The 26,396-nt window shown below is 40.9% G+C and carries 24 protein-coding genes; 22 read left to right on the top strand and 2 right to left on the bottom strand.

Going from position 1 to position 26,396, the window contains the following annotated elements; genetic code table 11:
* Nucleotides 1-142: 142 nt before the first annotated feature.
* From AC0YN6_RS02845 to AC0YN6_RS02770, 16 genes are all read left to right on the top strand, one after another.
* On the top strand, nucleotides 143-490 hold the full coding sequence (locus tag AC0YN6_RS02845; protein ID WP_475744969.1) for a VOC family protein: 348 nt from the start codon (nucleotides 143-145) through the stop codon (nucleotides 488-490).
* Nucleotides 491-708: 218 nt separating this feature from the next.
* Nucleotides 709-1,509, top strand: coding sequence for a class I SAM-dependent methyltransferase (locus AC0YN6_RS02840; RefSeq protein WP_475744967.1), 801 nt, complete (start codon nucleotides 709-711; stop codon nucleotides 1,507-1,509).
* Between the two features lie 857 nt (nucleotides 1,510-2,366).
* Complete coding sequence (locus AC0YN6_RS02835) at nucleotides 2,367-4,049, top strand: ABC transporter ATP-binding protein (RefSeq protein WP_475744965.1); 1,683 nt, start codon at nucleotides 2,367-2,369, stop codon at nucleotides 4,047-4,049.
* The gene (locus AC0YN6_RS02830) at nucleotides 4,042-5,751 is read left to right on the top strand and encodes an ABC transporter ATP-binding protein (protein ID WP_475744964.1); all 1,710 of its coding nucleotides are present in this window, start codon (nucleotides 4,042-4,044) and stop codon (nucleotides 5,749-5,751) included. The genes AC0YN6_RS02835 and AC0YN6_RS02830 overlap by 8 nt, the downstream gene beginning before the upstream one ends.
* A gap of 157 nt (nucleotides 5,752-5,908) precedes the next feature.
* Nucleotides 5,909-6,199, top strand: coding sequence for a hypothetical protein (locus AC0YN6_RS02825; protein ID WP_475744962.1), 291 nt, complete (start codon nucleotides 5,909-5,911; stop codon nucleotides 6,197-6,199).
* 13 nt (nucleotides 6,200-6,212) lie between these two features.
* Complete coding sequence (locus AC0YN6_RS02820; protein ID WP_475744960.1) at nucleotides 6,213-6,671, top strand: type II toxin-antitoxin system VapC family toxin; 459 nt, start codon at nucleotides 6,213-6,215, stop codon at nucleotides 6,669-6,671.
* A 227-nt stretch (nucleotides 6,672-6,898) separates the two neighbouring features.
* Nucleotides 6,899-7,243, top strand: a complete 345-nt coding sequence (locus AC0YN6_RS02815) for a hypothetical protein (protein WP_475744959.1) — start codon at nucleotides 6,899-6,901, stop codon at nucleotides 7,241-7,243.
* A gap of 40 nt (nucleotides 7,244-7,283) precedes the next feature.
* A complete protein-coding gene (locus AC0YN6_RS02810) occupies nucleotides 7,284-7,409 on the top strand; it encodes an NUDIX domain-containing protein (RefSeq protein ID WP_475744958.1) in 126 nt (41 codons plus the stop codon).
* 674 nt (nucleotides 7,410-8,083) lie between these two features.
* Nucleotides 8,084-9,040 (top strand): Gmad2 immunoglobulin-like domain-containing protein, encoded by a 957-nt coding sequence (locus tag AC0YN6_RS02805; protein ID WP_475744957.1) that lies wholly within the window; start codon nucleotides 8,084-8,086, stop codon nucleotides 9,038-9,040.
* A 404-nt stretch (nucleotides 9,041-9,444) separates the two neighbouring features.
* Complete coding sequence (locus AC0YN6_RS02800; RefSeq protein WP_475744955.1) at nucleotides 9,445-11,202, top strand: ABC transporter ATP-binding protein; 1,758 nt, start codon at nucleotides 9,445-9,447, stop codon at nucleotides 11,200-11,202.
* Between the two features lie 5 nt (nucleotides 11,203-11,207).
* Entirely contained in the window at nucleotides 11,208-12,920 is a 1,713-nt protein-coding gene (locus tag AC0YN6_RS02795; protein ID WP_475744954.1) for an ABC transporter ATP-binding protein, read from the top strand.
* A 62-nt stretch (nucleotides 12,921-12,982) separates the two neighbouring features.
* Nucleotides 12,983-13,738, top strand: coding sequence for an endonuclease/exonuclease/phosphatase family protein (locus AC0YN6_RS02790; RefSeq protein ID WP_475744952.1), 756 nt, complete (start codon nucleotides 12,983-12,985; stop codon nucleotides 13,736-13,738).
* A 34-nt stretch (nucleotides 13,739-13,772) separates the two neighbouring features.
* The gene (locus AC0YN6_RS02785; RefSeq protein ID WP_475744950.1) at nucleotides 13,773-14,144 is read left to right on the top strand and encodes a VOC family protein; all 372 of its coding nucleotides are present in this window, start codon (nucleotides 13,773-13,775) and stop codon (nucleotides 14,142-14,144) included.
* Nucleotides 14,145-14,297: 153 nt separating this feature from the next.
* Nucleotides 14,298-15,458, top strand: a complete 1,161-nt coding sequence (locus AC0YN6_RS02780; RefSeq protein WP_475744948.1) for an enolase C-terminal domain-like protein — start codon at nucleotides 14,298-14,300, stop codon at nucleotides 15,456-15,458.
* A 111-nt stretch (nucleotides 15,459-15,569) separates the two neighbouring features.
* Nucleotides 15,570-15,698 (top strand): hypothetical protein, encoded by a 129-nt coding sequence (locus AC0YN6_RS02775; protein WP_475744946.1) that lies wholly within the window; start codon nucleotides 15,570-15,572, stop codon nucleotides 15,696-15,698.
* Between the two features lie 523 nt (nucleotides 15,699-16,221).
* Nucleotides 16,222-17,061: an SPL family radical SAM protein gene (locus AC0YN6_RS02770; protein ID WP_475744944.1), complete on the top strand. Its 840-nt coding sequence runs from the start codon at nucleotides 16,222-16,224 to the stop codon at nucleotides 17,059-17,061.
* A gap of 85 nt (nucleotides 17,062-17,146) precedes the next feature.
* On the opposite strand, the gene AC0YN6_RS02765 is transcribed toward AC0YN6_RS02770, so the two are convergent.
* Nucleotides 17,147-17,698, bottom strand: coding sequence for a helix-turn-helix domain-containing protein (locus AC0YN6_RS02765; protein WP_475744942.1), 552 nt, complete (start codon nucleotides 17,696-17,698; stop codon nucleotides 17,147-17,149).
* Nucleotides 17,699-17,842: 144 nt separating this feature from the next.
* Between AC0YN6_RS02765 and AC0YN6_RS02760 the strand changes: the two genes are divergently transcribed.
* The 6 genes from AC0YN6_RS02760 (at nucleotide 17,843) to AC0YN6_RS02735 (ending at nucleotide 23,945) form a co-directional block, all read left to right on the top strand.
* Nucleotides 17,843-18,247: a DoxX family protein gene (locus AC0YN6_RS02760; RefSeq protein WP_475744940.1), complete on the top strand. Its 405-nt coding sequence runs from the start codon at nucleotides 17,843-17,845 to the stop codon at nucleotides 18,245-18,247.
* A gap of 23 nt (nucleotides 18,248-18,270) precedes the next feature.
* On the top strand, nucleotides 18,271-18,936 hold the full coding sequence (locus AC0YN6_RS02755) for an alpha/beta hydrolase (RefSeq protein WP_475744939.1): 666 nt from the start codon (nucleotides 18,271-18,273) through the stop codon (nucleotides 18,934-18,936).
* A 105-nt stretch (nucleotides 18,937-19,041) separates the two neighbouring features.
* Nucleotides 19,042-19,152: a DUF6254 family protein gene (locus AC0YN6_RS02750; RefSeq protein ID WP_475744938.1), complete on the top strand. Its 111-nt coding sequence runs from the start codon at nucleotides 19,042-19,044 to the stop codon at nucleotides 19,150-19,152.
* Between the two features lie 117 nt (nucleotides 19,153-19,269).
* A complete protein-coding gene (locus AC0YN6_RS02745; RefSeq protein ID WP_475744936.1) occupies nucleotides 19,270-19,899 on the top strand; it encodes a class I SAM-dependent methyltransferase in 630 nt (209 codons plus the stop codon).
* Nucleotides 19,900-20,174: 275 nt separating this feature from the next.
* Nucleotides 20,175-22,793, top strand: a complete 2,619-nt coding sequence (gene ppsA / locus AC0YN6_RS02740; RefSeq protein WP_475744935.1) for a phosphoenolpyruvate synthase — start codon at nucleotides 20,175-20,177, stop codon at nucleotides 22,791-22,793.
* A 177-nt stretch (nucleotides 22,794-22,970) separates the two neighbouring features.
* Nucleotides 22,971-23,945, top strand: coding sequence for a LacI family DNA-binding transcriptional regulator (locus AC0YN6_RS02735; protein ID WP_475744933.1), 975 nt, complete (start codon nucleotides 22,971-22,973; stop codon nucleotides 23,943-23,945).
* A 46-nt stretch (nucleotides 23,946-23,991) separates the two neighbouring features.
* Here AC0YN6_RS02735 and AC0YN6_RS02730 read toward each other — a convergent pair whose 3' ends face one another.
* Nucleotides 23,992-26,298 (bottom strand): FAD-dependent oxidoreductase, encoded by a 2,307-nt coding sequence (locus AC0YN6_RS02730; RefSeq protein ID WP_475744931.1) that lies wholly within the window; start codon nucleotides 26,296-26,298, stop codon nucleotides 23,992-23,994.
* Nucleotides 26,299-26,396 lie beyond the last annotated feature (98 nt).

Raw genomic sequence — 26,396 nt, 5'->3', positions numbered from 1 at the left:
CGTTTAGTATAGTTATAATTTGGAAACATATTGCCTGTTCCCATCGTCATGTATTTAGAACAAAATCGAAAAGGAGTATGGTGGGAGAAAAATGGGCAGGAATTAAGAAGCAGCAATACTAAACTGACAGGAGTTAGATACGATGATAAAAGGTTTCGGAGGCATATTTTGGAGAACTAAGAATCTTGAAGTTATAAAAAAATGGTACAGTGAAGTGTTGAAGATTGAAATAGAAAATTGGAATGGGACTGTGATAAAACCCCAATTAGGAAATGAGACTATCTTTTCTTTCTTTACCGAGAATGACAGTTATTTTCCAACAGAGCAACAAGTTATGTTAAATTTCCAAGTACATAGTCTACACGAGACTATTAAGCATCTTGAACATATTGGTGTACCTCTTGCAAAGAAAGAAGAGATTAGTGAATTTGGAAAGTTTATTTGGATTGAAGATCCTGAAGGCCGACTGATCGAGCTTTGGGAGAAATAACAAGTTGAGATTGTAATTAATTTGCTATTGAGCTAACGAAACACTTTAGTTGAATAGTACACTAAGATGAGCAGGCACTGAGGTGCCTGCTCATTTTAATAAACTAACAGGCAGTAATGTTCAAAATAACTACTTTTCGTTTAATCGAATTTATGATAATATTGTGCATCTGTGGATAATGATTCCATACATATTCCAAAGTTAATGGAGGTGTATTAATGCAAGAAAAACAAACCGAAACGAATAAACTGGCTTGGAATACCAAAGCGTATGATGCTTGGACAATTCACTTTGGAACTCCGTCTGAACAGGCAGAAAAATTAAAAAAAGACCCTAAATATCCACTTCGACGCTGGTTACAGTACATAGGAGAGCCAAGAGGGCAAAGAATAATTAATCTTCTTGGCTCCACTGGAAGGAAAGCAATACCTTTAGCGATACTTGGTGCCGAAGTAACCATTGTAGATATATCTAAGGAGAACAGACGGTACGCTTTAGAAGTTTCAAAAGCAGCCGGTGTTAAAGTGGAATACATAAATGCAGATGTCCTAAACATTCCTAATGAGGAGGACATAAGGGATTTTGATATAGTCCTTATGGAATTCGGGATTTTGCACTACTTTTCAGATTTACACTTGATTTTTTCAGTTGTTACGCGAATGTTAAAAACAAATGGTCGTTTTATTTTAACAGATTTCCACCCTTTTTCTAGTAAATTGTTAGACGTTACAGACAGTACCATAGCCTTTAAGTCAGAAGCTAACTACTTCCAATCTACACTCGTTGAAGATACTATCGCTTATCACGGGATTCTACCAGAAGATGAACGTATGAACTTACCAAAGGTAATCTTAAGAAGGTGGACACTTGGGGAAATTTTATCCGCGCTAGCCAATGAAGGAATGTACTTAAGAGTTCTCGAAGAGGAACCAAATTCGCAACATCCATATGTACCTGCATACTTCACAGTTGTGGCAGATAAAATTTCTGCTAATTCTCCGTTAACTCCGATCAGATAATGCGCATTTTGTCCGAATTAATTAAATGAAAAATGGTTTAATTTCAAAAGTGAGGATGAATATGAATATAGTTCTTATAGGTATGTCTGGAGCTGGTAAAAGCACTATAGGTGTGTTGCTTGCAAAACGTGGATACAGATATAGCTATACAACAACATGAAGGGAAATTCAAAGGAGACTAATAAACATAACAACGAGAGGCATTGTAATAAAAAAAGGAAATAGTCTTAAGGACGTTTTCGAGGAAAGGCTTCCTCTATACATTAAGTATAGTGATAAAACTCTTGATTGCTCAAATAAGGATATAGAACAATGTGCTATTGAAGTTATAGAGAAATTACAAGATATATTATAGTCTATACAAAAACATTTTTAAGAAGATAATGGCACCCGCTTGGGTGCCATTTGTGTATGTTATTGTTGAAATAATTGTTCTTGATATTGTTGATGTCTCCGGCTCCCATGAAAATTAGAATTGAGTCGGTATAGAAATACAAGTCTGACCTAACGACTATAGGTATGCGGTTGAAAAATTCCGACAAGGCGCATCTTCAAAAGCATAAAATGGAAAATTTCGAGATTCCAGAGCAACCTGTGTGAATAGAAATGATGTGCCAATGTTTGATAAAATACAACAAAAAGTAGGGATTATCTGGATGATATAGAATACTTATACTTCAGAGGATCCTGAAAAGGGGATTCAATTATAAATGAACAACAAAACGATTAAAAATTAGGGGGGACTTACGATCCAAACTACAGCAAATACTATAAACAGAGACGTAAATAAGCGAAAACAAAGATCATCAATACACTCTTACTTGTGGATCATTCGCTTCTTAAAGCCTTATCGATGGATGATTTCAGGGTTTATTTTCTTAAGCTTATCCATTGTTGGCGTAGAACTTTCAATACCTAAGTTTATACAATATTTTATCGATACATTGCTCCCTAGCGGAACTTTGAAAGAGTTTCTGAGCATGCTTGGGATTCTCTCAGGAATAGTCATCCTAATGGTCATTTTCACTTTAGTTAGAAACCGATTACAACGCATTGTTCAAGAAAAAGCGGCGAGGGATTTGCAATTAACTTTGTTCAGTCATCTAAGAAAGCTTGGATTTTCCTACTACGAACAAAATCCGGTTGGAGAAACGTTGTCTTTGTTCAATTCGGAAGTTTCCGCAGTGCAGCAAATTTATTATCGCTATTTTCCCGGGATGGTGATAACGGGAGTTACTTTCTTGGTATCTACAGTACTTATGGTTTCGATTCATTTCACCTTAACTTTAGTTGTCATCCCCTGTTTTCTATCTTACTACTTGATTGGTCCTTACTTTGAAAAGCGGGCTGCACAGTTAGGACGGGAAACTCAAATTAAGAGAACGGCATTTCATAAAAAGATTTATGATACGGTCTCGGCGTTGCTGGAATTAAGGGTGTATCGTAGCAAGGATTGGGATACGGATCAGTGCCTAACAAAGCAAAATGAAATGCATGTGAAAATAAACCGTCTGCACTTCATGAGTTATACGAGAGGACTAGTACGTCGTGTTTCCGTACAATTCGGCGCTGTGGCTGTATTTGCCTACGGAGCCTATTTGTTAAGTCAGGGCGAGGTAAGCACAGGCGCATTGGTCGCATTTATGTTTTTTTATTTTCGAATGATCCAAGACATTACTTTCATTGTGACGATGACCTCCGAGCAAAAGGTATTAATGAATCAGGTCGAAAAGCTATTTACTTTCATGGAAAAGGAACCAGCTGTGCAGGAAAGTGAAAGAACTGTTCAGCTTCCTGTGATACGGGGCGAGATTTGTTTTCAACAAGTTTCATTTCATTATCAGGCCCAGTCCACTCTCATTAACAACTTTTCATTGGATATACGATCTGGAGAAAAAGTTGCTATTGTCGGTACAAGCGGTAATGGAAAATCGACACTACTAAAGTTGATCGGGCGTTTCTACGATCCGGTACAAGGAGAAATCCGTTTAGACGGTGTGCCGCTCAATCAATTGCCTCTCAATCAAGTTCGCGAAGCTATGGGTTTTGTTTTTCAGGAGACTTATTTGTTTGGAACATCCATTAAAGAAAACATTCGATTCGGATTTCCAGATGCTACGGACGAAGAGGTAGAAGCTGCTGCTAAGGCTGCCTATGCCCATGATTTTATTCAACAATTCCCACAAGGATATAACACTTTTGTTGGTGAGCGAGGCGTGCGGTTATCTGGCGGGCAACGGCAGCGTATTTCCAATGCTCGTATGTTCATCAAAAACCCTCGGATCGTTTTGTTAGATGAAGCAACTTCAGCCCTAGATAACTTAAGTGAATGGGAAGTTCAACATGCGCTGAATCAATTGCTAGTAGGAAGAACGACCATTGCTATCGCTCACCGCTTATCTACAATAAAAGATTTCGATAGAATTATAGTCGTGGAAAATGGTGGCATTGCAGAGGAAGGTACATATGATAACCTCATTAATCGCCAAGGAGCTTTCTACAGGTTAGCTATAGGAGAGGAGCAGTCGGCTTGTGAGTAATCGAATGTGGATTTGGAAGTATGCAAGTAAAGTCAAAGGATATATGGCCTTTACTACGCTATTATTTATTCTAGAAATGGTATCCAATTTAGGTGTGATTGGAATCCAAAAGTTTATCATTGACGACTTATTTGTGAAACAGAATTTTGATTTGCTCGTTCCCTTGTTGGCTGGGCTTGCCGGACTCGCCGTCGCTTATAACGTATTGCATCTTTATGCAGCTTTAGTGCGTAATAAGGCGGAGTTTAAGCTTCAACAGCTGCTAGTTAAGGATATGCTCCATTATTTGCATCGGATGCCGGTGAACCTATTTCGGAAAGAACGCACAGGCAAGTATGTTACAAATCTTACAGAGGATATTATCCAGTCCGCAGGATTAGTTGGAAGCCAGCTTCCTAGCGGTGTTATGGAAATATGCGGTGCCGTTATTCTATCGATTATTATTGGTATCGCAAGTCCTCTGCTTTTGCTTGTGGTTATGGGAGTCAGCATTATTTATATTGGTCTAGGGAAATATTTCGCTCCTAAACTGAAAAAAGTAAGTAAAGAGGTTGCAGACAGCAATTCTGACATTCTCGTAGCGATCGAAGAGGGGATAGCATCCTCCAGAGAAGTGATCGCATTTCACCGTCAAGATTGGGAGATCAACCGTTTCCGGGAAAGGTTGTCCATCCATTTCTCCAACATCATGAAACAAGTGAAATGCATGAATCAGCAGGCTTTGTTTTCACTGATTATGCTTTGGAGTATCCGTTTGGCAGTAGTAGGGTATGGAGGTTATATGGTTATTGAGGGAAATCTTTCGATTGGGTGGTTTGTCGTTTTGTTTCAGTTTTCTTCCCAGCTGATGGATTCCTATGAAAAAGTATATAAATTTTTTATGGGGCTTGCCGGCAGTATGGCAGCTGTGGAACGTGTTCGGGAAGTGATGGACGGAGGTACGGATTCAGAAGGATCGAGGTCATTATCTGATCCGATTCATAGTCTATCGTTTGAAAACATCGGTTTTCAATATGATGCGGATGGGATTCCTGTCCTTCAGGGGATCGGTATCGACATACCAATAGGAAAGAAAGTTGCATTTGTTGGAACGAGTGGTGGGGGAAAGTCTACGATTGCCCAACTGCTTATCCGTTTCTATGAACCGGATGTTGGTCATATTGCAGTTAATGGTGTACCATTATCGCTCTTTCGCCGTGACAATTGGATGGAGCGCGTGATCATTGTTTTTCAGGAAGCCTATTTATTTCCGGATACAATTCGAACAAATTTGTTGATGGGGCGTCAAGTATCCGAAGATGGAATGAAAGAGATTTGCAGAAAAATGCAAATTCATGATTTTATTGAATCGTTGTCCGAAGGCTACGATACACAGGTTGGAGAGCGGGGAATTCAATTGTCAGGCGGTCAACGGCAACGGATCGCGTTGGCCCGCGCATTACTAGCGGACAGCGAAATTCTCATTTTGGATGAAGCCACTTCTGCTTTAGATTTGGAAACTGAGCGTCAAGTACAGCAGCAACTGGATGAGATCCGCAAGGGGAAAACGACAATTGTCGTCGCGCATAGGCTCTCTACAGTAATTAATGCGGATGTCATTTATGTGCTGGATAAGGGACAAGTCTCAGAGCAGGGTAAACACGAAAAGCTATTATCGCAAGGCAAAGTATATCCACAGCTGGTACTATCGTCTTCAAACTAAGATAGTCCGTTATGATAAGATGTTTCATTAACCCTGACCGCCGACGGCGGTCTTTTCTTTTGCTTACTTTTCACACTCTCTCCACCCGACATCACCCCCTCAAACCGACATAATTCGACGAATCTTTATAACAGTTATACATAAGGAGTGAATCAAGATGGTGAATAATTACAAACGCTTCATCGAAAAAGCGAAGTCTACCGCTTCCGAATTCATTTCCTCAAGAAGTGAAGAAAAAGTAGATAGCACTATAGAACTCAATCCGCAATATCATGTTGAGCTGAAAGCAATCGCCAATAAGCAGCATACAACCGTGCAAGCACTCGTCAATGGGATCATTGTCCAATACCTGGCAAGCGCCCCAAACGAAATACCCGCCATCTCAGTGGATCAAAAGGAAGATAACCCACTTTTGTATTTAGATGGTATTTGCAAACTAGAAGATTAAGGAGTGCTGACATATGGATAACCACTTGAACATTCAGCATACAATTTTTCTGGATGAAACAGCTTTAGCTGCTTTAATGAACCCTGAAGACCCCTGCTATATGAAAGCCCGTTCCCTGTTTCTGGATTTGCATGATCTTGAACGTAATTACGTGACGACCAACTCCATAATATTTGATCTTCACGAATGGCTTCGCAATGAATACAGCTATCAGCAGGCGGAATATTTTCTGAATGCAATTGATAAGGCAGTGAGTAACGGCAAGCTGGAGGTCATCTCAAGCAGCCCCGAATTTGACAGAGAATCGCGAAGACTGCTTATCGACAGACCCGAGCTCCGTTTTTCTCTCAGCGAAGCATTCACTGCTGTAATCATGTCCTATTATCAGATAAAACGTATCTTTACTTTCAATCGCAATTACATGATGCTTGCCAATTTGGATAAGGAAATTCGAATCATACCATCCATTTAGTGCCTTTAAACAAAGACAACTTCAAAATTCGCTCAAGTTTTATGAAGAAGTATGACAGACTGCTGTCATACTTCTTTTTTTTATTGAGAACCTTCTTGATTATTAAGATTGAAATTTTCCGTTGAATATCCACCAAGAATAGTACAAATTAATGAGCAATATAAATATACATATTTACCGTATGGTTAAGTGTATTTAATATTCGAAATTCAAAGGGGTGTAATTCGGTGGAGGTTTTTAATTTTTTTGTAAGTTTGATTTTGATTTTCTACTTATTATTATTGATTTTTGGACTTATACTGTGCTGGAAAAATCACTTCAAACCAGGCTTTTATTTCTTTCTTATTATCATCTTACTAAAGATTTATGATTTTATTGCTCCTATCATAATTAATCGAATCGTTGATTCTTATACTGCGAACAATACAACATTACCGATGGGAATGACATTTGGAGAGATGTTCTCATTATTGAATTACATTCCTAGAATTATTGAAGTTATTGCTTTTATCATTCTAGTTGCAGGACTGTATCGAATGTGGAAATATAAGTCTTTAAGGCTTGAAGCTTAGATAATTCTCTCAGCTGCAACCGTTGGCAGGTTCATACGCTGTGGTTAGATTCGAAGGAAGGTATCTTATTTGTTTTAATACATGGAGAAACCAGTGGGAAGTGCCTGCCGGAGGAAGAAATGATGGTGAAACAACTAAAAACTGTGCTATTAGGGAGCTTTTTTAGGAAACATCGCAGGTAATCGATATGGATTAGAGTACTATATAAAGTTGGTACTGGTCTACAACATAAGTTTTATTTACAATTTGGTTGTAAGGCAGTTGGTGAGACTAATCCCTATCACTGGAGGCTAATTTTGAATATACTCAAGAAATTCTGCTTTTGGTTGACCCTATTTGCTGTTATCGTAGTCATCTATAACATAATGGGAAAAGATGATAAAAATCTATTATTATTTATTACAAGTCCACCTTTTTGGATAACAGAATATTACCGCATTCGGCCTCATCCTTCATTTACGACTCTCTATCTAATGAATGTAGCATTTTGGTTCATATTTGGATATGTTATCGATCTTGGAATAGCTAAGTTAAGGAAAAGATAATATTGAACACATCACTCGACTAATGGAGAATATTAGTTCTCATATAAGGAGCAGTTTGCCATGGCAGCTGCTTCATATTGTTTATGAACTATTATTAATGTCGGAGCCTCGACGATCGGTAGTCGTTTGCGTCGAAGTTAGAGACAGTTTTGTTTAAACGAAGACGTAACAACCAATAATTATTGAATAAGTGTGGGATACTGCACAAATGTGTGTGACAGGTTAAAACCAAACAAATCAACGTGAAACAATTGATGTATTCTCCACGTCTACAAAAGGAAAGGAGTTGAGATAAATGACAATGCGAAAAATGGCACTTTATCTTTTTATGGTATGTACAGTGATTCTTATGGCCGCATGCGCACGCGAAGCGGAAATAAATAATGGGAGTAAGCCTGAAGATGTGGAAACACCTGTGCAGGAAGAACAGCAGCAGAAAATAACCTCAGAGAAAGCTGAAATTGTCTCCATTGACGGTAATACCATATTAGTGACTGCGTATATTGATAAAGGCGATGATTCATATATCGAAGCCTATTCACTTACAATAACAGAAAAATCGGAGCTGCTTAATAGTGATGGTACGGCTATAACGAACGCGGATTTTGTCGTTGGAGCTCAAGTTGAAGCGTGGTATGATGGACCATTAATGGAATCTTTCCCTGGAAGAGCTCATGCAGCGAAGCTGATTCTCTTGACAGATGATCAAGAACAACTAAGTATCAATAGGTCGGAAGCGGTACGCATCGCTCTGGAGGCGCAGACGGAGCTCGCTGGCCCATGGGCAGTGAAAAAAGCTGAGAAGGATGCAGCAAATGAATTTTGGAACGTAGTCCTTGTTCATTTCCAACATATCGATCAGCCTGTCGTAGTACGCATTAATGGGAAGTCTGGCGAGATTACACCAACTATTAAATCAGAAAATGAAGCGTTTCGCGTATACACGCCAGAACCCAATGAAGAGTTAGGAAATGAGTTTGTCGTAGAAGGTGAAGCTCGTGTATTTGAGGGAGCGTTCAGTTGGAGCCTGGAGGACGGTCATCAAATATTAGCAGAGGGTCATGCTCAAACTGACGCGGGAGCCCCTGAGTGGGGAAAATTTTTGATCGATGTCAAATTTGATTATGCCGTTCAGCCTCAAATGGTGTTGGTGCTTTTTGAAAGAAGCGCAAAGGACGGGTCAGAGCAGCATACACTTGCTATACCGTTAAAGGTGCAGGAGAAGCATATTAAACCAAAGAAAGTGGATTAATGTTGATGATATAAAAGATGAAAGAACCGCGCCTCGTCGTTAGGCTGCGGTTCTTTTTGTATTCTTATTGATGATATTTTTAAAACTGTTTCCATTTTATTATGAACTCATTATGCGTGTTTTGGAGGAACGAGTAATTGTCGTTTTATTGCAGTGGTTGTGTCGTTATTATAAAATACACATCATTTTTCGAATGTGATACAGTAAAATTAAGGAAGCTAACCTCGTTTTATACATTTAGAATATTCAATTTTATATTGTAACAATAATATTATATTCATGAGTATTCTCCAACTCCAATTCCCAATTACGGTGATTTCTTTTTAATCTACTTCTCGAGTTAAACCTTCTAAATAATTTCCACAAATATGAACAGTCAAAGACGATGAATACGGGTGATCTTATTGAACCTTCAAAAAATCAATACTAACTATGTTACCTCTCTTATGAAAGATGTACTCAAAAGTTGGCCATGGTACATAACAAGCATTATAGCCACAATTGTTTATTTGCTTTTGGATTTTTATATGAGAAAAATGATTGGTAAGGTTGCAGATGATATTATTTTTCAAAATGATTCATTTATGATGTCATTCATATTATTGCTGGGCTCTACCTTTTTAGCGTCACCATTTCATGGTATATCAACCTATACTAAAGGGCGTATGTCTGAAGAAGTTCTTCTAAGACTGCGTTTAGCTATAGGTAAAAAAACGACTAAGCTAAGTATGCCTTATTTGGAAACACATGATAGCGGAGAAATCATATCTCACTTAGGTTCAGAAATGGATACACTTAATGGTTTTACCTACTATGGTCTTTCTATGGTAACAACTCTATTTGTTCAACTTATTGGAGTTACAGCGTTTATGCTGTCTGTGGATTTTAATATTACGATTGTTTTTATTTCAATATCTTTATTGGTTCTTCCTTTTAGTATTCTTATGACAAAACAAGTCCAAATCAATGAAAAAATTTATATAAGCCAACTGGCAGTATCTCAACAGAGAGCAAAAGAAGGGATTCATTTTATTACGCTGATAAAATCTTTTCGACTAGAGAATCTGATATTTAATCACTATGAAAAAGCAATACAACAAACAACGGATGCAGCGATCAAAAATGAAAAGACAATTGCTTATGTTGCAGCGGCAGGTAAAGCAATTGGATTTTTACCACTAATTGTAATGGTTGCTCTGGGAGTGTGGAGAATCTCTGAGGGTACCCTGACACAAGGCGAATTACTTTCTCTGGTCGCTATAGGTGGAGGGTTTTTCTCATGGCTTCAAGATACACCGGATATTGTCACTTATTTAAGGAAGGCGCAGGTAGCTTGTGAGCGTATATATAGCTTTTTAGACTTACCTGAAGAAGAACACGGGAATGAAACAACACCTCATAAAAAGGGACCTTGCATTGTAAAAATAGATAATGTTCATTTTGCTTATCCTGGTGAAAAAGAAATTTTAAATGGCGTTTCATTGGAAATTCGTGAAGGTGAATCGGTTGCTTTGGTTGGCGCCAGCGGGTCTGGAAAATCTACTCTAATAAAACTGATTTGCGGATTTGTAAGTCCTAATATCGGCAGTGTTGAAATTATGGGAACTTCATTAGATGACTGGGACAAAGAAACGATGCGCCGGAATATTGCATTAGTCAGTCAAAAAAACCATCTTTTCCCTGGGACTTTAAGAGATAATCTGATAACAGGCCAAATGAAAATAGAGGATGAAAAGCTTGTGGCATTGTGTAAGCTAGCAGGTTTGCAAGCTTTGTTAGAAGAACGAGGTTTAGATGGGAATGTCGGGGAAGGCGGATTTCAATTTTCCGGCGGCGAAAAACAGAGAATTACCATTTTACGTGCATTGCTCAAGGATGCCGAGTTGATCCTATTGGACGAGCCTACATCCGCATTGGATGCTGTTTCAGAAATATCAATTCAAGAATGCCTGCGTATTTTGACAAAAGGGAACACGTCACTAACTATTGCACATCGAATGGCTACTATCAAAAATGCAGACAGAATTTATGTTCTTCATGAGGGGAAAATTGTACAGAGCGGCTCTCATGATGAGCTGATCAAACAAGAAGGTCAATATATGAAAATACTTAAACTTCAAGAATTAAAGGAGGGTGCGGAAATAATACAATGGAGTCAATAACGGAATTGAAGCGTTTATTTAAATATATTTTAGCGTGGAAAAGGAGTTATTTTACCAGTTCCATTGTTGTAGCTATTTCTAGTTATGGTGAAAATATATTAATGGCATTGATGCTTGGGTCCGTGCTTGGCGCAGTTACAAATGGGAATTATCAAAAGGCTGTATCAGACATTATCTTATATGCTATCTTGTATTTACTGTTACTTGTTATTGTTGCTATCGGCAATGGCATAAGCAATAAAGACGCTACGCTTGCGACCAAAAACATACGGCTAACGGCGTTTAACAGTATTATTAAGTCCAAACTAAGTAATTTATTAAACAAACATTCAGGAGATGCGCTTGTAAGATTAGATGGCGACGTTAATGCTGCTTCAGAGGTTTTCAAGAGCACTGTGCAAAGTGGGCTATCTTTAATATTTACTCTAGTAGCCTCGATCGTAACTATTTTCACCGTAAGTTGGATTAGCGGTGTAGTTCTGCTTATATTTGGCTTAGTGATGCTATGGATAAATATAAAATTTATCGCTCCTGCTAGAGTGAGGTATAAAATTGCAAGAAAACACGTTGCTAAATCAGTTATGGGTATGACTGATTTGCTTTCCAATGCAGAGTTGTTAAGATTTTATGGTGAAAAAGCTATTTTACTCGATAGATATGAGAAGGATTGCATAACTTTGCAAGGAAAGAAAATGTCTGCGGTGAAACTAACGGCATTTCAAAATACGTTAGGTCAGATTCAAGCTAGCTTTGTTGTTCTCTTTAGTATTGGCATAGGATTTCTTTTGTGGAAGGCAGAAATAATTACAATTGAGCAGATTCCCATATTGCAAAGTATGGGCAGCATGCTGGTAAATCCGCTTGCCAGCATAGGGTTCATGATAGCTAATATGCAAAATAACTTAACGGGAGGCGTTCGTGTTTTGGAGCTTGTTGACTTACCTCAAGAGGATCAAGAACATGTAAACGCTAAATCAGTTTTTAATGCAGATCGTGTTATAAGCTTTAACCAACTTTCATTTGGATATAATGATACTACTGTTTTGGATAAAATATCGTTTTCTTTGCCAAGAGGAAAGATGCTTGCTGTTGTTGGGGAGAGTGGAAGCGGTAAAAGCACGCTGCTAAAGCTTATGATGGGATTGTATGAATATGAAGGTAGTTTAACCGTATTGGGAAATGAAATTTCCTGCACTTCCCCAGATGAGGTAAGGAATATGACAGCCTATGTTCCGCAAGAATGTCCCTTGTTTGAAGGAACTATTTTCGAAAATATTTTATTAGGCCGCAGTATGGCTTCTGAGGAAGATGTATACAATTCAGCTTTGAAGGCTGGCGTTGCTGAGTTTGTTGAAAATTTACAAGACGGCTATCGTACACAGGTAGGAGAATCAGGTGTGAAATTGTCGGGAGGGCAGCGCCAAAAAATTTCGATCGCACGTGCTCTTTTGAAGGATGCTCCGATTTTGTTATTTGATGAGATTACTTCTTCGATTGATTCTATTTCAGAGCAATATATACAAGAAACAATTGAAAGTTTAAAAGGACATAAAACGATTGTAGTTGTAGCACATAGACTTTCGACGATCAAAGAGGCTGATTATATTATTGTGATGGATAAAGGAAGATTGGTTGAGATTGGCTCTCATGAAGAGCTTATTTGCAAGGAAGGTTATTATTTCAGGTTGCAAAAACTACAAGCATTAGGGATTAATTAAGGGTTGATTATACCATCAACTCGCCATATGCTTATCTTATATTCATGTTAGGAGGGATCATTGTGGAATTATCGATTATGTCATTTAATCTTCGTATCCATGTCGCGGAGGACGGGGAAAATGCCTGGCCTAACCGTATAGAAGCAGCCGCAGAAGTGATTAAAGCGTCTGGAGCAGCCGTTGTATGCACGCAAGAAGGAAGCTTGCCCATGCTGGAGAGCTTGAATTCGCTGCTTCCCGAGTATGAATGGATCGGGGAGGGCAGGCTTGGCGGCGAAGAGGGCGAGTATTGCGCGATCTTCTTCCATAAAGAAAAGCTGAAACCAGTCGAAAGCGGCACCTTCGGATTGTCCGAACGACCGGAACAGCTTGGCTATATAAGCTGGAACAGCGCTTGTCCGCGTATTTGCACATGGGTTAGGCTTCGGCAAATCGACGGGCAGGAGTATCTGATTCTTAATACGCATCTGGATCACATAAGCGAGGAAGCCAGGATAAAAGGAGCTATGCTCATCTTGGACAAGATGAATATAACCAGCGGATCATCCGTGATCCTAACAGGCGATTTCAATTGTGAACCAGAAACCAAAACGATCCAGACTCTGAAACAAGCAGGTCTGCGCCATACATATACCTACCTTGATGTGCATCCAGGCTGCACTTTTCATGATTTCATGGGCGGCGAAGAAGGTGAACCGATCGATTATATTTTCGTTACGCCGAATATTCAGATCGTTTCAGCGAACGTCGACAAAGGCATGTACGGCGGCAAATACCCATCGGATCACTATCCTATTACCGCGACTCTGCAGGTGTAGCATCTATTCAAAAATAATTTTTATTGGAGGAAATATGAAACTAGGAGCATTCTCTGTAAGTTTAAGTGTAAAGGATATTAACAAATCAAAATTATTTTACGAAAATCTCGGATTCCAAGTATTGGGAGGTGATATTACCCAGAATTGGCTCATTATGAAGAATGAAAGTTGTATAATTGGCCTATTCCAAGGAATGTTTGAAAAGAATATTCTGACCTATAATCCAGGATGGAATGAAAATGGCGAAAATCTTAATTCGTTTACGGACATTCGAGATATTCAAAAACAGCTTAAAGCAAAAGGTATTAAAATACTGACTGAAGCAGATGAAACAACCGAAGGGCCTGCAAGTTTTACAATTGAAGACCCTGACGGTAATCCCATTCTATTTGATCAACACAGATAAAGTAAAGAATGAAATAGAGAGTCACAAGGACGAAGCTACCTTCCAATTGATGAAGAATGTTCTTGTCCACTAACAGTATAATTCTATAATTTGGTATTCTACTTACGAATAAAATCGGGACATGCAGCCATCGAGGCGGTTATGGAGGAACCTATGAACATTACGGGTATACAATCTGATTGGAAAGTGGAAAAAATCGAATTCGCCAAATTAAAGGGTGAACGAGCCAGAAGCGCGGGGGCCAATGGCAGAATCGGAATTCATGGCAAAAGCTGCGCAGTGGATATAGCCAGAATTACGATCGATGGACAAACAGGTTACGGCAGTTCGATTCATATGACGAAGGAATGGGCCGAAGACATAATAGGTCGCCGATTACTTGACTTATTCGACGACCAGGGCAGATTGCGCGAAGCGTATCGTTTGCAATTGGAATATCCAATATTCGATTGGTTAGGCAAGAGACAACGCAAACCCGTGTATGACTTGGTGTCGGGTGCCCACTTTGAAAGGGGAGCACCCTTGATTGTCCCATGCTATGATACCTCTCTATACTTCGACGATTTGCACCTGCCCGATGAGGGAACCGCTGTCGCGTTCATGAAAGAAGAAGCGATGCAAGGATATGCGAATGGTCATCGTCATTTTAAGATTAAAGTTGGACGAGGCGGACGCCATATGCCACTCTGGGAAGGGACAAAGCGAGACATCGCGATCGTACAAGGGATATCGGAAGTGGCAGGTCCCAATGGCAAGATCATGATCGATGCAAATAATGCATATAATTTGAACTTAACCAAAGAGGTCTTGGCGGCTTTGGCGGATGTGAATCTGTATTGGCTGGAAGAAGCGTTCCATGAGGATGATGCCTTGTACGAGGACCTGAAGGAATGGCTCCGGCAACGTGGGCAGAATGTACTTATCGCGGATGGGGAAGGGCTTGCCTCACCACATCTTATTGAATGGGCTACTCGAGGCCGTGTCGATGTGCTTCAGTACGATATCATCTGGCCTGGCTTCACGCATTGGCTGGAATTAGGCGAGAAGTTGGATACGCTTGGTTTGCGGTCAGCGCCTCATTGTTACGGCAATGCTTATGGCATTTATGCGTCGGGACATTTGTCAGCCGTGGTGCGCAACTTCGAATTTGTGGAATACGACGACATTACAATCGAAGGAATGGATGTGTCTGGGTATCGAATCGAAAACGGAGAGATTCATATTCCAAGCACGCCGGGCTTCGGAATCGAATTCGACGATGAACTTGTTACAAACCTTATAAAGCAATCCGGCTGGTCCCTAGGAAGCCGATAATAAGCTATTTCTATTATTTTGTGTATAAGGGGCTGTCCCAAGAGTGATATGCTCCCCAAATAGTAGACAGGTGAAATAATAAAAACCTGCTACTTTGAGGGGAGCATTTTCATGTCTAACGTTAAATATTGCGCATCGGAGAAATTTACCATTATCAAAGAGATCGAATGTGGTGAACTTGGCCTTATGGCCGCTGTGCATAAATATGGGGTATCAAAAACAACCTTGGTGAAATGGTGACGCCGGTATGAAGTCTATGGTCAGTAATAAGTCTAGAAAATAGACTTATTTCCCTGAAAACGACCTATTCTACACAAATAGATCTAGAAACTAGATCTATAATGCTGCTTATTCCGCCAAAGTGCCTCTAAAGCGCCGGATTATCAGAAATAAGTCTAGAAAATAGACTTATTTCCCTGAAAACGACCTATTCTACACAAATAGATCTAGAAACTAGATCTATTGTGCTGTCTATTCCGCCAATGTGCCTCTAAAGCGCCGGATTATCAGAAATAAGTCTAGAAAATAGACTTATTTCCCTGAAAACGACCTATTCTACACAAATAGATCTAGAAACTAGATCTATAATGCTGCTTATTCCGCCAATGTGCCTTTAAAGCACAGGTTCATCAGTTACCACTACTTTAGGGACATCATCTTATTAAAGTGTATACAAGAAAGAGCAATGGAGCGAAACTGAAGAATATCGGGAATAGCTGCAAGTTTTCGATCCCCGACTTCTAAGGGAGGAGGAGCATATTAAGTGGCCATTAACATAAGAGATATCGTATCCAAGAACATACTCAGCGAAGCGAAAGGCTATTTAGATATTGGATTTACCCATTCCTTGAACCCGTATAGCGGCTGCGCGTTCTCTTGCAGCTATTGCTATGTAAGAGAAATGCCGATTCAGAAATTCAAAGATATACCTTGGGGAGAATGGGTTGACATCAAAACAAACGCTGCGGAAAATTACAGGACAGAAGTGATTAAACTTCGTCGTAAAAATAAGCCTGTAAATATCTTCATGTCCTCGGCAACGGACCCTTACCAGCCGATAGAGCGAAAGGCTGAAATTACGCGGCGTATTATAGAAGCTATGATTGAATGTCCGCCTGACTTGCTTCAAATTCAGACACGGAGCCCCCTCATTACGAGGGATCTTGACTTGCTTGTTCACTTGAAATCAAAGTGCGAAGTGCTGGTGTCCATGACCATTGAAACGGATCGAGAAGATATGAAGCAGTTATTTGCTCCGTATGCGCCAGGAATCCAATTACGGTTAAACGCATTAAGGGAGTTGCATCAAGCCGGAATAGCTACTCAGGCCTCAATTTCGCCTGTACTTCCGTTCACCCGTGATTTCCCCAATGTGCTCGAAGGTATTGTAGATCGGATTTGGATCGATACGCTCAATATCGGGGATGGTTCAATGGGGAAGCGATCAGAGCGACTGGGGATGCCCCAGTTATTTGAAAACAATGGGTTGTCCGAATGGTACCACAGAGATATCCATGCCCGTGTTGAAAAGTACTTTAAAACTAAATTCCCGCCGGAGATGATACACGTTTCAAAGTCTGAAGCTTTCCCTAAATTCAAATAGTGACACGAATTAACTGCGTATTAGTTTTTATAAAGTATTAAAAAGCCCGCATTCGGCCTATCTGGCTCGATTGAGGGCTTTTGGTTTAGATGAGTTCCTGTCCGTTCTCATTCTCAGTATAAATGGAGATCAGTACAATTGCCGTATCTGTACCAATATTTTTTACTAAATGGGGCGTACAAGCATTCCAACTAAAGGAATCTCCTTCACCAAATTCAGCCCCATCTTCCCCTTGTTCCGCGTATATTCTCCCTTTAATGACCACATGAACCTCCTCGCCTTCATGCGCATGAGGGACATCTCCAGTCATACCATTAGGAGGAATCTCTACGATCATCATCCGTACATTCTTTGTGGAACTCAAATGTTCCACTTTTAGATTTTCTGAACCGCTTGTTGTAATTGTCCGTTCGTCTTTCCTAACAATTCGCATTCGCTCTTCTTTTTTCAAAAGCAAGTAGGCTAGTGGAACATTCAGAGCTTGGGCTATGTTTTCTAACGTTGAGATGGACGGTGAGGTTTTATTCGTTTCAACCTGACTCATAAAGCCTTGGGACAGGCCGGTTGTCTCGCATATTTGAGCGATGGTGATATTTTTTCGCTTCCGGATCGCTCGTATAGTAATACCAATATCCATCTGGCCATACCTCCAAAATATTTGTAATACCAAAATTAATTTTATATTATCAATTTCGGTGTTGACAAGTCAATGTAACATGCGATAAATTACTCATATAGAATTTATATTTCTATTACTAATATTTCTGGAGGAGAGAAACGAATGACTAGAACAGCTGTTGTTTCCATTATTATGCGAGTGGTGCTGGGCATCATATTTATCTTTCACGGTGTAGATAAGTTTCAAATGGGACTTAGCAATGTAGAAGCATGGTTCAGCTCAATAGGGGTCCCGGGATTTTTAGCTTATGCTGTTGCGGTACTTGAACTTGTCGGCGGTATTATGCTAATTTTGGGGTTGTTTACTCGCTATGTATCAGGATTGTTTGTCATCATGCTCATCGGTGCAATCATGACTGCGAAATTTTCAAGTGGACTCCTTGGCAACGGTCAAACGGCCGGCTATGAGTTGGACCTCGTATTCATTTTAGTCTCGTTGTATCTGGTTGTTGCCGAACGATCACCGTTCTCTGTTGACCATTTTATTATGAGCAAGCGAAGTGAATAACTTTCAGCGTGGAGGAAACTAAGATGAATCCAAATTATCAATATGACTTTCACTTACCGGCTAATCTCGTGCAAGGAAAGAAATATCCGACGATTTTCACCTTACACGGTAAAGGATCGAATGAGCAAAATATGTTCGGTTTGGTCGCTCCACTGGTTGAAGATTTCATCATCATTGGGATTCGCGGTAATTTACCGCTTGGTGGGGGATATCAGTATTATGATTTGAAAAGCCTAGGAAACCCAATTCGCGATATGTTTGACCAAGCGGTTAAAGATCTCGAAGCATTCATACATTATGCGACGGAGAAGTATCCGATCGATCCTGACAAACGTTATTTGCTCGGCTTTAGCCAAGGTGCAATCCTGTCCATCACGCTTTCGCTTTCGATGGGAGAACAGTTAAAGGGAATCGTGGCGTTGAATGGATATATCCCTGAGTTTGTGAAAACGGAGTATTCACTTCGGAGTGTTAAAAACGTTTCAGTTTTTGTCTCACATGGCGAATTTGATTCCGTGTTCCCGGTTCGTATCGGACACGAGACAGCTGTCTATTTAAAAAAACAAACGGAGTGCTTTACTTTCAAACTATATCCGACCGACCACGGTGTATCTGAAGAGAACCAGCTCGATTTTTTACAGTGGCTTAAGCTGGATGCCGAATCAAAGAAAAAATCCTTGCCGTCTTGATTCCTGGGTCAGTCTAATCGAAATAATTTCATGAATAAACAGAGACGAGGTATGACAGTATAAGGAAGTGGTATACATCTCAATTTCCAAAGGAGGATTTCTGATATGGCTCACCAGAAGAGAAGGAAAGAAGCTGCCTGGAAGTCACGAAAGCAAGACCAGCATCCCCATGGTAAAGTCAAATCGCTCAAGGAACTGTCCAGCGAATTGGATTAGGAGTATACTGCTTGTAAGAGAAGGACTGTCGGCGAAATTTACCGACAGTCTTCTTTCTTGTAATAATCTTCCGTTACCGGTTTCCAATTTATAATAAGACATAAAGGAGATAGAAATATGACGGAATTCTGGGAATCAAGTTTTATTGAAAAACAAACGATGTGGGGATTTGAACCTACAGAATCCGCAATCGTGACAAAGGACTTTTTCCTTGAAAGGAATGTTAAAGACATACTGGTACCAGGTATTGGATATGGCAGAAATGCAAAGGTTTTTATAGACAATGGAATAAATGTAACAGGTATCGAAATTTCAAAAACAGCGATTGATTTAGCGAGGCAAAACGGGCTTGATATTAGTATTTTTCATGGTTCAGTAACTGACATGCCTTTTGATAACAAACGCTATGACGGTATATTTTGCTATGCACTTATTCACTTATTGAATAATAGTGAGAGAGAAAAGTTTATTAAAGATTGCTATGATCTGTTAAAGCCCAATGGATATATGATTTTTACAACCGTATCAAAAAAAGCCCCAATGTTTGGAAAGGGCAAACAATTGGGTAAAGACTATTTCGAGATAATGGAAGGCGTAAAAATGTTTTTTTATGATTCTGACTCTATAAAACAGGAATTTGAGAAGTATGGACTGGTGGAGTTTTCAGAAATTGACGAGCCAAGTAAGCACATGAAAAATAAACCGCCAATAAATTTTTTAATTGTTAAATGTATGAAAAAACTATAAAGATAATCATATATTTTCAGTCTAACTATGCAGTGACGGAGCTCGGCTCTAAGCATGATTTTTGATGTGACTAATAATAGCGGGGAATCAAAAAAAGAACCTGAGTAGTTTTATCAGGTTCTTTAATATTGCATATAAACAGGCACGATGATATAATCAGATCACCACTAGTCACATTACTTAGACATAGTTGTTTCATCTTACAATTTAATCATACCACGCCGGTAAACACTTGTCAAATGTTTTCTCAATTTAATGGTTAGGAGTGATATTGAATGCGTTCTTTGGTTCTCGGCTTTCAGGAAATGGAAAAAACACAGCTTTTACTCGTTGGCGGAAAAGGATTAAATTTAGGAGAATTATCAAAAATTGAAGGAATACAAGTACCAGAAGGATTTTGTGTTACAACAGTCGGATATCAACAAGCCATCGAACAAAACGAAACGTATCATGCGTTGTTGGATCAACTTACAATGCTAAAAGCAGTAGATCGAGATCAAATTGGTGTAATCAGCAGGAAGATTCGACAACTCATTATGGAAGTGGAAATTCCTTCCGATGTTGTGAAAGAAGTTACCCACCATCTCTCTCAGTTTGGTGTTGAACATGCTTATGCAGTGCGTTCTAGTGCGACTGCTGAAGATTTACCACATGCATCTTTTGCTGGTCAACAAGACACCTATTTAAATATCATCGGCGTCGATGCCATCTTGCAGCATATCAGCAAATGTTGGGCATCTCTATTTACGGATCGCGCTGTCATCTACCGTATGCAAAATGAATTTGATCATCGTCAAGTGTATTTATCCGTTATCATTCAAAGGATGGTTTTCCCAAAGGCTTCAGGTATTTTATTTACCGCTGATCCAGTTACCTCAAACCGCAAGGTGCTATCAATTGATGCCAGTTTTGGACTTGGAGAAGCACTGGTCTCTGGCTTGGTATCTGCCGATTGTTATAAAGTACAGGAAGGGGAAATCGTCAATAAGAGGATATCAACCAAAAAATTGGCTATCTATGGACTAACAGAAGGCGGAACAGAGACAAAGGAGATCGATCCTGATCAGCAAAAGACTCAAACACTTACTGAACCACAAATTTTACAACTAGCACACATCGGAAGACAGATCGAAGTTTATTTTGGCTGCCCGCAAGACATCGAGTGGTGTTTGGCCCACGATACTTTTTATATTGTTCAGAGTCGGCCAATCACTACTTTATACCCGATCCCTGAAGCGAATGATCAAGAAAATCACGTCTATGTATCTGTTGGTCATCAACAAATGATGACCGACCCCATGAAACCACTGGGGTTGTCTTTTTTCCTGTTAACGACTCCTGCACCTATGCGTAAAGCTGGTGGAAGGTTGTTTGTTGATGTCACACGTATGCTGGCTTCACCTGACAGCAGAAAAGGGTTATTAAATACGATGGGACAACACGATCCGCTCTTAAAAGACGCACTCATGACTGTTGTAGAGCGAGAAGATTTTATAAAATCGTCACCCGATGATGGTAAAAAAATACCTAGTCCCAGTAAAAGCAATGAAGAGATATCGTCTTCGGATTTTCAAGCACAGATCGAAAACGATCCGACAATTGTTTCTGAGTTGATTAAGCGTAGTCAAACATCGATAGAAGAGTTAAAACTATCCATCCAAACGAAATCAGGATCAGATTTATTTGATTTTATTCTAGAAGATCTCCAGCAATTAAAGAAGATTTTATTTGACCCACAAAGTTCGGCTGTGTTTATGACTGCTATGGATGCTTCGTCATGGATCAATGAAAAAATGAACGACTGGTTAGGTGAAAAAAACGTAGCAGATACGCTTACTAAATCTGTACCAAACAATATTACTTCGGAAATGGGTCTGGCGCTATTGGATGTCGCAGATGTGGTTCGTCCTTACCCAGAAGTAATTGATTATTTACAACATGTAAAAGATGATAACTTTCTGGATGAACTCGTTAAGTTTAATGGTGGACAGCAAACCCTAGATGCTATCTATGCTTATCTCCATAAATACGGAATGCGATGTGCCGGTGAAATCGATATGACGAAAACTCGTTGGAGTGAAAAACCAATTACACTTGTCCCGATGATTCTTGGTAACATCAAAAACTTTGAGCCTAATGCTGGCAAACTGAAATTTGAGCAAGGGCGACAGGAAGCTTTGGAAAAAGAACAAGAGTTATTAGATCGATTGAAGCAATTACCGGATGGTGAACAAAAAGCCAAAGAAACAAAACGAGTGATCAGCCTAATCCGGAATTTCATAGGTTATCGCGAATATCCAAAATACGGCATGATTAATCGATACTTCGTATATAAGCAGGCATTACTGAAAGAAGCCAAACAACTCGTAAAAGCCGGCGTTATTCATGAAAAAGAAGATATATACGATCTCACTTTTGAAGAACTTCACGAAGTCGTACGCACGAATAAACTGGATTATCAGATCATCAACAAACGAAAAGACGATTACAAATTTTTTAACAAACTAACTCCACCACGTGTAATCACGTCTGATGGTGAAATCATTACGGGTAAATACGAACGAGATAATCTTCCAGCTGACGCTATTGTAGGTCTGCCTGTTTCTTCCGGAATGATTGAGGGAAGAGCACGTGTCATATTAAGTATGGAAGATGCTGATCTAGAGGATGGAGATATATTAGTCACCACCTTTACTGACCCTGGCTGGACACCATTGTTTGTATCCATTAAAGGTCTAGTCACCGAAGTTGGTGGACTGATGACTCATGGAGCAGTTATCGCACGAGAATATGGCTTACCAGCTGTAGTTGGAGTGGAAAGTGCTACTAAACTTATAAAAGATGGGCAACGAATTCGCGTGCATGGAACAGAAGGGTATATCGAAATATTGTAATGTCTGAACACGTCAAGTAAGAGCCTCTGTCAACCCCCAAATCATATGATTTTGATTTGGGGGTTGTACTTATATGCTATAATATACGATGGATCGGGCCATTTACGGCTAATTCAATCGGCTGGAAGGTAACCCCTTCCACTAAGGGCAGGCGGTATTATCGTAAAGCGAATCGATGTGGCGAAATTAGCAGGGGTTTCGGAGGCTACCGTATCTTATGTCATAAACGGTAAAGCCAAGGTGAGTGAAGATACACGGCGCAAGGTACTGAGCGCGATGGAGCAGCTTCATTACAAGCCTAATCTGCTGGCAAGATCTCTGAAAACCAAGAAAACGATGCAAATCGCGGTTTTGGTCAGCTATTTAGGCAATCCATTTGAAGCAGGCATCTTATTGCATTTGGAACAGAGTGCGCGGGAAGCCGGTTATATTCTTGTTTTTCAGAGCTATCAGACGAGTATGAAGGGGTCTGTGATTGCTAGTCTTCAAGATCGTGTTGATGGCTTGATTGTACTTGGACAAGCGCTCGATGAGGAAAGACAAATGCAGCTTCGAAGCTGCGGTCTGCCTTTTCTATATCTGCTGTCCCCCGGAAGAATAGATAGCAGCATCTATCCCGTTATAGATGTAGACTGGATAGGCAGTTACCGAACGATCATTTCTGAGCTGGTCAAACGTGGACATAGGCGAATCGGTTTCTTCGGAAATGGTGATACTGCACACTACCACGAGCATCGGTACATATGTTTTCAACAAGCTATGAAGCTTGAGCAGCTCGTCTGGCGTCCTGAAGATTATCTAATCGGAAGAGGAAGACTTGAGGCAGCGGAAGCTGCGCTTCTGACCTTTTTACGTGATCATCAAGACATTCCGTTCACGGCACTTGTCTGCGCGAGCGATTTGATGGCAATTGGAGCGATTTCAGCGTGCAGGACTGCGAGTGTCGCTGTCCCCGATCAATTATCTATTCTCGGCAGCGAAGACATCTTGATGGCATCCCATTCTAACCCTCCGCTTGCTACCTTAAGCGTGCCAAGAAGAGAGCTTGGCCACCTTGGATTTGCCATTATGCTTGAGTTAATAGAGAACAAGAAAACGATATCTGAGGTTATTATCGCCAGCGAATGGATATCGCGTGATTCCCTGAAATAAAACAAGAGCTGCACTGGACTTCAATCATCCAGAGCAGCTCTTTTTATTATGAATAGCACCGAACCTCAATGATTGCCGCTGATGGGCTGCCATTCGTAGCCCTTACTACGATGCGCAGCGAATCGGTAACAACAGCGTCCGCAAGAGTAAGACGAACTCGCTGCTGATAATTGTCTTTCACTGTTGCGATTTGACGCCAATTTCCTTCGATTTGCGCCTCGATATCAAAGTCCTTCGGGCATTGCGGATCGCGGTAGAAGGGGGGATATTGATGATATTCTCGCATAAGATGGCCCGGGAAGGTAAGCTGAATCTCACGAATCCCATGGCTGTCCGCCCAGTCTAGTCTAAGCCATTGCGGCAGGGGCTCGGAAGGATCGGAAACCCACACATTCGTCGACTTATGTGGTCTTGTTACACCGCTGATCACTTGTTCACCGGTAAAGCAGTATTGCGGCGGGGAGATGCGGTAGCTTTGTGATCCTCCGTCCGTATGGTAACGTCTCATTTTTCCACCGCCCATATCAAATGCAGCAATATGTCCTGGAATTGTCGTGCCTGCCGAATGCCACTCCACCTGTTCATTTTGTGAAAGCTGAAGTCTGATGAAGCCTCCCGATTTGGGCAATTGCAGATCAACAAACCATTCGATCCAGGCTTTGTCACTGTTAGCTGGTATTATCAGCTCCGTCTGAGCGTAGATTTCACCTGTGTCTGCCCGGTAATCCCATATATGCTCAACAGGAACAATCGAAGCATGAATCACCTGATTTTCGTTGGTGCGATTGCTTAAGCAAACAGAAAGGCTGTCTATGTGATCGGTCTGTACAGCAATCCATTGCCCGCGGGTTTGATAGAGCGGCTCGTTCAATCCATAGCGATAAGCCTGTGCTTCTGCACTTCTAAAGCCATAAGTAAAATCCTTGCTATCCGGGCCAGCCCCATGAATCAGCGCAGTGCTGCTGGCCGTGACTTTGGCGCTTCGTGCATGATCGTCACTGTCTTCGTTATGGTAATTCGGCAGGAAGCATCCATCCTTCATGATACGCTGCTGAATATCCTTTATTCCAATTTGGGTCAACTCCGAAGGTGCAATGTCATGAGCAAGGGAATAAGCGGCTGCTGTCCCCGCGGCTTGCCCTAACAAGGCTGTTGTCCCCATCACGCGTACCGTACCAAGCGCGGCATGAGTGACGCTCACATTGCGGCCAGCCATCATCAGGTTCCGAATATCCTTGGCTACCATAATCCGGAATGGAATGCCGTATGGACCGCAATAGCTCTTCTGGGCATATTCACTAGTCAGATTGTAGCCCTCCGCGCTGGCAAGCTCCGCAGTTGGCGCAAGCAACCCGCCAGGAGTGTGGAGATCGACAAACCATCCGCCAAAAGCAATTTCATCATCGAATACAGTTTTCTGCTGGACATCATGCTCAGTCATCAGATATTGTCCCATAATTCTACGGCTTTCCCTTTTACCGGGCACCTGACCGATCCAGTCAAGCGCTAGATTAGCCGTTTTCTGCTTAAGCTCCGGATCACGATTTTTCATCCAGTCCCATATTCCTAGCGTATGTTTGGTCAGCTCATGACGGATGGTCTCGTTGTCATAAATCGTATTCCATGGAATACCAATTTCAATCCACCAGTAACCGGCTTCGGTATCGTAGAAGACTCGGCCTTGCTTGGCGAAATAATCAGGATCCTCATGCTTGATCGCCCAATCCGGCGCTTTATAAGGAACGGGGCGGCCCATATCCTTCGCTCGAAAATGAATGGAGTTGCCCATCGTATCGCTGCTAGCTACAGGAGGGGCATGTGGTTCGTTAAATTCCTCGCGGCCCTCAGAGCCCCATCTTGACTCACATCCCGCCATATCCGCTATGATGCCATCTCCCGTGCAATCGATAAAAATATGTCCCGCAATGACTAAGACCGTTTCCGCATTCGCCACAACGGCTGTGACCGATTGAATGGTTTCATCGCTGTGCTGAACGCTTGTTACGGACGTATTGAGATGGAAGGTCAAATTCGGAGTGTTCACGGCCATATCATACATTACCAGGTCCCAGACGCTGTTCGTCCACCCGTTCTCGCGAATTTTCTCATGATTAACCGCACGTTCGGCAGCCAGGAGCTCGGAGATTATACCGGTTTCACGTGCATAGGCGTGAAAGGCAGCCGCGCCATGCGGCGTTACTCTAATTTCCGAGGAGCTGTTCCCCCCGAACACCGGACGATCTTGAATCAGGCATGTGCTAGCGCCTTGTCTAGCGGAGCTCACCGCCGCGCAGAATCCTGCCAGGCCGCCGCCACACACGACAACCTCATACGCAAATGATTGGGTTTTCATGCTCATCCTCCGTTTCGGTTACACGTGTAACCATCGAATTTGATTTTATCTTAAAGGATAATGTTCCAAAAGAAAAGGGGTATTTTGTACTCAATGAA

The organism is Paenibacillus sp. J22P15 (assembly GCF_056269345.1).
This window is presented reverse-complemented; position numbering and strand designations above follow the sequence as displayed.

Excerpts from the sequence above, each read along its gene's own strand:
- AC0YN6_RS02840 (WP_475744967.1), top strand. The coding sequence starts at position 709 with ATGCAAGAAAAACAAACCGAAACGAATAAACTGGCTTGGAATACCAAA.
- AC0YN6_RS02780 (WP_475744948.1), top strand. The coding sequence starts at position 14,298 with ATGAACATTACGGGTATACAATCTGATTGGAAAGTGGAAAAAATCGAA.
- AC0YN6_RS02750 (WP_475744938.1), top strand. The coding sequence starts at position 19,042 with ATGGCTCACCAGAAGAGAAGGAAAGAAGCTGCCTGGAAGTCACGAAAG.
- AC0YN6_RS02775 (WP_475744946.1), top strand. The coding sequence starts at position 15,570 with ATGTCTAACGTTAAATATTGCGCATCGGAGAAATTTACCATTATCAAA.
- AC0YN6_RS02755 (WP_475744939.1), top strand. The coding sequence starts at position 18,271 with ATGAATCCAAATTATCAATATGACTTTCACTTACCGGCTAATCTCGTG.
- AC0YN6_RS02845 (WP_475744969.1), top strand. The coding sequence starts at position 143 with ATGATAAAAGGTTTCGGAGGCATATTTTGGAGAACTAAGAATCTTGAA.
- AC0YN6_RS02835 (WP_475744965.1), top strand. The coding sequence starts at position 2,367 with ATGATTTCAGGGTTTATTTTCTTAAGCTTATCCATTGTTGGCGTAGAA.
- AC0YN6_RS02765 (WP_475744942.1), bottom strand. The coding sequence starts at position 17,698 with ATGGATATTGGTATTACTATACGAGCGATCCGGAAGCGAAAAAATATC.
- AC0YN6_RS02820 (WP_475744960.1), top strand. The coding sequence starts at position 6,213 with ATGGATAACCACTTGAACATTCAGCATACAATTTTTCTGGATGAAACA.
- AC0YN6_RS02760 (WP_475744940.1), top strand. The coding sequence starts at position 17,843 with ATGACTAGAACAGCTGTTGTTTCCATTATTATGCGAGTGGTGCTGGGC.
- AC0YN6_RS02730 (WP_475744931.1), bottom strand. The coding sequence starts at position 26,298 with ATGAAAACCCAATCATTTGCGTATGAGGTTGTCGTGTGTGGCGGCGGC.
- AC0YN6_RS02825 (WP_475744962.1), top strand. The coding sequence starts at position 5,909 with ATGGTGAATAATTACAAACGCTTCATCGAAAAAGCGAAGTCTACCGCT.
- ppsA (WP_475744935.1), top strand. The coding sequence starts at position 20,175 with ATGCGTTCTTTGGTTCTCGGCTTTCAGGAAATGGAAAAAACACAGCTT.
- AC0YN6_RS02745 (WP_475744936.1), top strand. The coding sequence starts at position 19,270 with ATGACGGAATTCTGGGAATCAAGTTTTATTGAAAAACAAACGATGTGG.
- AC0YN6_RS02785 (WP_475744950.1), top strand. The coding sequence starts at position 13,773 with ATGAAACTAGGAGCATTCTCTGTAAGTTTAAGTGTAAAGGATATTAAC.
- AC0YN6_RS02805 (WP_475744957.1), top strand. The coding sequence starts at position 8,084 with ATGACAATGCGAAAAATGGCACTTTATCTTTTTATGGTATGTACAGTG.